This is a genomic window from Mycobacterium sp. 1465703.0 (assembly GCF_001672975.1).
Classification (GTDB): Bacteria; Actinomycetota; Actinomycetes; order Mycobacteriales; family Mycobacteriaceae; genus Mycobacterium.
Genome location: NZ_LZKU01000219.1, coordinates 1 through 5286, shown reverse-complemented (window position 1 = coordinate 5286; position 5286 = coordinate 1). Strand labels below are relative to the sequence as shown.

Sequence of the window (5286 nt, the reverse complement as noted above, 5' to 3'; positions counted from 1 at the left end):
CGCGCCGGCCTCGGGCCGAAGCGAAGGCGCCCAATGCAATTGGAAGCTGGACAGCTCGACGGCCAGTAGGTCGCCGGGTTCTTTCAGGACATCAAGCACCGGGTCGCCGATGTTGCCGCACAGCAGGCTCCGCCGACCCCCCGCGGCCAACATGGCGTGCAACATCGACGTGGTGGTGGTCTTGCCGTTGGTTCCGGTCACCACCAGCCAGCGCCGCGGCGGCCCGTACTGGCCCGCGGCGTCGAGCCGCCAGGCCAGCTCGACGTCACCCCAGATCGGGACGCCCGCTGACGCCGCGGCGACCAGCAGCGGCGTGGTCGGCGAGAAGCCGGGGCTGGTGACCACCAGCGCGTAGCGGGAGATCTGCTCGATGGCCGTCGCGGTAGAGGTGGTCTGCACTCCGGCATCGGCGTGACCGCGCAACGTGGCCGGGTCGTCGTCGCAGACGGTCGGCGCCGCACCGAACCGGGTCAGGGCCGCCAGCACCGCCTTGCCGGTCACGCGTCCGCCGGCCACCAGCACCGGGGCGCCCGGCGCCAAGGGGTCAAGGCCGCTCATCAGGCACCGATCGCGCCCAGCCACTCACCGTAGAAGAGGGCCACCCCCAGGCCGCAGGCGATCGCGGTGAGCAGCCAGAAGCGGATGATGACCGTGGTCTCGGCCCAGCCGGCCAATTCGAAGTGGTGGTGAAAGGGCGCCATCCGGAACACCCGGCGCCCGGTGGTGCGGAAAGTCAAGATCTGCAACACAACTGAGCTGACCTCGGCGACGAACAGCGAACCCAGCACCACGGCGAGGATCTCGGTGCGGCTGGTGACCGAGATGCCCGCGATGATGCCGCCCAGCGCCAGGGATCCGGTGTCGCCCATGAAGATCTTGGCGGGTGCGGCATTCCACCACAAAAAGCCGATGCAGGCGCCGGCGGTGGCGGCCGCGACCAGCGCCAGATCCAGCGGATCGCGCACGTTGTAGCAGCCCAGCCCCGGTGCGGTGACGCAGGCGTTGCGGTACTGCCAGAAGGTGATCAGCACGTAGGCGGCGGTAACCATCGCCATGCTCCCGGCGGCCAGCCCGTCCAGGCCGTCGGTGAAGTTGACCGCGTTGGACCAGGCGCTGACCACGACCACGCAGAACAACACGAACAGCCCGGGCGCCAGCGTGACGGTGGCGATCTCGCGCACATAGGACAGATCCGCGCTCGCCGGTGTCAGGCCGTTGCGGTTGTGGAACCGCAGCGCCAGCACGCCGAACAGCACCGCGGCGGCGACCTGCCCGATGGTCTTGGCCGTCTTGTTCAGGCCGAGGTTGCGCGACCTGCGGATCTTGATCAGGTCGTCGAGAAATCCGACGCCACCGAGCACGGTGGCCAGTCCCAGCACCAGCAGACCCGACACGGTGACGCCTTCGCCGTCGAAGGCCATCCCGGCCAGGTGCGTCCCCAGGTATCCGGCCCAGATACCGGCCAGAATGGCCACCCCGCCCATCGACGGTGTACCGCGTTTGGCGTGGTGGGTCGGCGGCCCGTCCTCGCGGGTGTGGTGGCCGAATCCCTGCCGGGTGAACAACCGGATCAGCGCCGGGGTCAACAGGATCGACACGGTCAGCGCGACGGCGACCGCGATGAGGATCTGTCTCATCGGCGCGTCCGACCGTTGGCGTCTGCCGCGCCTTCCGATGGTGACGACCCGCTTCGCCCGGCTTCGCCGCCCTCGCGATCGTCACGGGCCAGCGCGTCGGCCAGCGCACCCAGCCCGGCCGAGTTGGACGCCTTCACCAGCACGACGTCGCCGGGTTGCAGCTCGGCCCGCAACAACGCCAGGGCGGCATCGCTGTCGGCGACGTTGACGGCCCCCTTATCGGCTGAGCCCCAGGAACCCTCCATGACCGCTCCGTGGTGCATGGCGCTCATCGACCTCCCACTTCCCACGACAACGAGTCGAGACACATCTAAGCGCACCGCCAGCCGGCCGATGCGATCGTGCTCGGCTATCGCGTCTTCACCGAGCTCGGCCATCTCGCCGAGCACCGCCCAACTGCGCCGGGGTTGCGCGTCACCGTGTCCCCCGCCGTGCGCAATCCAGGCCAACGCCTGCAACCCGGCCCGCATCGAATCGGGGTTGGCGTTGTAGGCATCGTCGATCACGGTAACGGCGTCGGTGCGGGTGGTGACCTGCATGCGGTGCCGCGACACCGGGCCCGTTCCGGCGAGTGCGGCCGCCACCTGTTCGACGCCGGCGCCGCATTCGAGTGCGACCGCGGCGGCGCACAACGCGTTGCCGACCTGGTGATCGCCGTAGACACCGAGTTGCACCGGTACCTGCCGCACCCCGGACGCATCGCGCTGATACAGCGTGAAACGCGGCCTGGCCAACTCGTCGAGCGACACCGGCCCGGCCCACACATCGCTGGGGCCGGCGTTGGTGTGCTCAGCTCGGCTGACCCGAACCACCCGGGCCGCGGTGACCTCGGCCATGGCCGCCACCGCCGGATCGTCGGCGTTCAGGATCACCACTCCGGAAGCCGGAACAGACTGTGGCAGTTCAGATTTCGTCTGGGCGATGGCTTCGCGTGAACCAAACTCGCCCAGATGCGCGGTGCCGACATTGAGGACCACCCCGATGGACGGCGTGGCGATTTCGGCGAGCGCGGCGATGTTGCCGGGATGGCGGGCCGACATCTCCAGAACCAAGTAGTCGGTGTCGGCCGTCGCGCGCAGCACCGTCCACGGATGCCCCAACTCATTGTTGAACGACCCGGGTGGCGCGATCACCTCACCCAGCGGCGCCAGCACGGCAGCCACCAGGTCTTTGGTCGAGGTCTTCCCCGAGGATCCGGTGATGCCGACGATGGTCAGCCCGCCGGCCACCAATTCGGCGGCCATCGCCTTGGCCAGCTTGGCCAACGCGGCCAGTACCGCGGCCCCGGACCCGTCGGCGTCGTGCTCGAGCACTCCGGCCAGTCCGCGGTGCGCCGCGGGTGGTTGCGGGGGCACCACGATGGCCGGCACCCCGACCGGTCGCGCCGCCAGCACAGCGACCGCACCGGCGGCGACCGCGGCGGCCGCGTAGTCATGCCCGTCGGTCCGGGCCCCCGGCAAGGCGAGGAACAGGCCGCCGGGACCGACGGCGCGTGAGTCGAATTCCACCGTCCCGGTGACGTGACGTTGCGCGGCGTCCTGCGCCGAAATGCCGGACAGGGCGCCCCCGACGATGTCGGCGATCTGGGCGACGGTCAGGTCGATCATCGCTGCGCCCCGTCCAGATCCCGCAACGCCTCCGCCAGCTCCACCCGGTCATCGAACGGGCGGGTGTGGCCGCCGGCGCGTTGCCCGGTTTCATGGCCCTTGCCGGCGATCAGCACCACGTCACCGGCGCGCGCCCAGCCGACCGCGTGCCTGATCGCCTCGCGCCGGTCGGCGATCTCGATAACTTCTGTGGCACAACCACTTTCGGCCACACCGGCCAAGATTTCCCGACGAATCGCCGCTGGATCCTCGCCGCGCGGATTGTCGTCGGTGATCACCACCAGATCGGCCAACTCGGCGGCGGTCGCGCCCATCGGCGCCCGTTTGCCGGGGTCGCGCTCGCCACCGGCGCCGAACACCACCGCCAGCCGGCGGTCCGGGCCTGCCAGCGTGGTCAGCACCGCACGCAGTGCGCCCGGCTTGTGGGCGTAGTCGACCAGCGCCAGAAAGTCCTGCCCGGCGTCGATCTTCTCCATGCGTCCCGGCACCCGGGTGCGCGCCAGACCCGGCGCGGCCTGCTCGGCAGACACCCCCACCGCATCCAGAAGAGCCAGTGCCACAAGGCAATTGGCGACGTTGTAGTGACCGGGTAGCGGAACCTCGATCTGATGCTGAGCACCGGAGGGCTGCACGACGGTGAACTGTTGTCCCCCGGCGCCGATCGGCACCACGTCGATCGCGCGCCAGTGTGCGGGTTGGCCCTCGGCGCTGACGGTGATCGCGTCGCCGGCCCGAGCCGCCATGGCGCGCCCGGCTTCGTCGTCGACGCACACCACGACGCGCTTCGCCCGCAGCGGCGAGGTCGGGTCGAACAGCAATGCCTTGGTGGCGAAATAGTCTTCCATGGTCGGGTGGAAGTCGAGGTGATCGCGGGACAGGTTGGTGAAAGCGCCGACCGCGAAGCCGATTCCGTCCACCCGGCCCAAAGCCAGGGCGTGGCTGGAGACCTCCATGACGACGGTGTCCACCCCCCGTTCGGCCATTGCCGCCAGCATCGCCTGCAGCGCGGGGGCCTCCGGAGTGGTCAGCGCGCTGGGGATGTCGGCGCCGTCGATGCGGATGCCGATGGTGCCGATCAGGCCCGCCGTGCGGCCGGCGGCACGCAACCCGGATTCGACCAGGTAAGTGGTGGTGGTCTTGCCGGAGGTGCCGGTGATGCCGATGACGGCCACCCGCTGCGACGGGTCGCCGTACACCGTGGCGGCCAGGCCACCCAGGACGCTGCGGGGGTCGGGGTGCACCAGCGTGGGCACGGTCTGGACGCCGGCCGCGGTCATCTCGGCGACGCCGGCCGTATCGGTGAGCACGGCGACCGCGCCGCGTTCGACCGCATCGGCGGCATACCGGGCCCCGTGGGTGGTCAACCCGGGCAGCGCGGCGAACAGGTCACCGGGCCGAACATCCTGGGCACGCAGCGTCACGCCGGTGATGGTCACGTCGGCTATTGCAGGGCCTTGACCTGGGCGGTCGGCCAGCGTCGCCCCTACCTGCGCGGCGAGCTGCGGCAGCCGCACGCCCGCTTCGGCGCTCGGGCGTAAGCCAGTGGGCACCGGCACCACTTCGGTCACACCTCCCTCCGACGCCGCGTGATCCTCATGATCGGCCATGACACCCTACCTAGCCGCAACCGGGCATGAGGCGATCCGCGCGCCGCCGCAGCCGCCGAGTGGCTCCGCGAAGGCAGCCTTCGCTAGGTGGCCTGCAACGTCAGCGGCGGGCCGGGGTCCGGCGACAGCGGCACGTTCTCGCGCTGCATGAGCCAGCCGGCGATGTTGTGGAACAGCGGGGCCGCCGAGTGGCCCGGCGTGCCGTCGGCGTTGCGCTCCGGGTTGTCCATCATGATGCCGATGACATAGCGGGGGTTGTCGACGGTGGCCATTCCGGCGAACGTAATCCAGTAGACGTTGTCGAAGTAGCAGCCGCAGGCCGGGTTGATCTGCTGTGCGGTACCCGTCTTGCCCGCCATCTGATAGCCGGTCACCGCGGCCGCCGGACCGGTGCCCTGTTGATAACCCATCGGGTCGTGTTGCACGACGGCACGC

At 70.1% G+C, this 5286-nt stretch carries 4 protein-coding genes and 1 pseudogene; all 5 read right to left on the bottom strand.

Annotation, left to right across the window (positions count from 1 at the left end):
* The coding region (locus A5625_RS20990; RefSeq protein WP_255398015.1) for a Mur ligase family protein at positions 1–558 on the bottom strand (558 nt) is incomplete at its 3' end.
* On the bottom strand, positions 558–1637 hold the full coding sequence (gene mraY / locus A5625_RS20985; RefSeq protein ID WP_066998410.1) for a phospho-N-acetylmuramoyl-pentapeptide-transferase: 1080 nt from the start codon (positions 1635–1637) through the stop codon (positions 558–560). The genes A5625_RS20990 and mraY, both read right to left, overlap by 1 nt.
* Positions 1634–3244, bottom strand: a complete 1611-nt coding sequence (gene murF, locus A5625_RS20980; protein WP_066998408.1) for a UDP-N-acetylmuramoyl-tripeptide--D-alanyl-D-alanine ligase — start codon at positions 3242–3244, stop codon at positions 1634–1636. Before murF ends, mraY begins: the two co-directional genes overlap by 4 nt.
* Positions 3241–4841: pseudogene (locus A5625_RS20975) on the bottom strand (UDP-N-acetylmuramoyl-L-alanyl-D-glutamate--2,6-diaminopimelate ligase). Before A5625_RS20975 ends, murF begins: the two are co-directional and overlap by 4 nt.
* Before the next feature lie 93 nt (positions 4842–4934).
* A partial coding sequence (locus A5625_RS20970; protein WP_255398014.1) for a penicillin-binding transpeptidase domain-containing protein occupies positions 4935–5286 on the bottom strand: 352 nt, incomplete at its 5' end.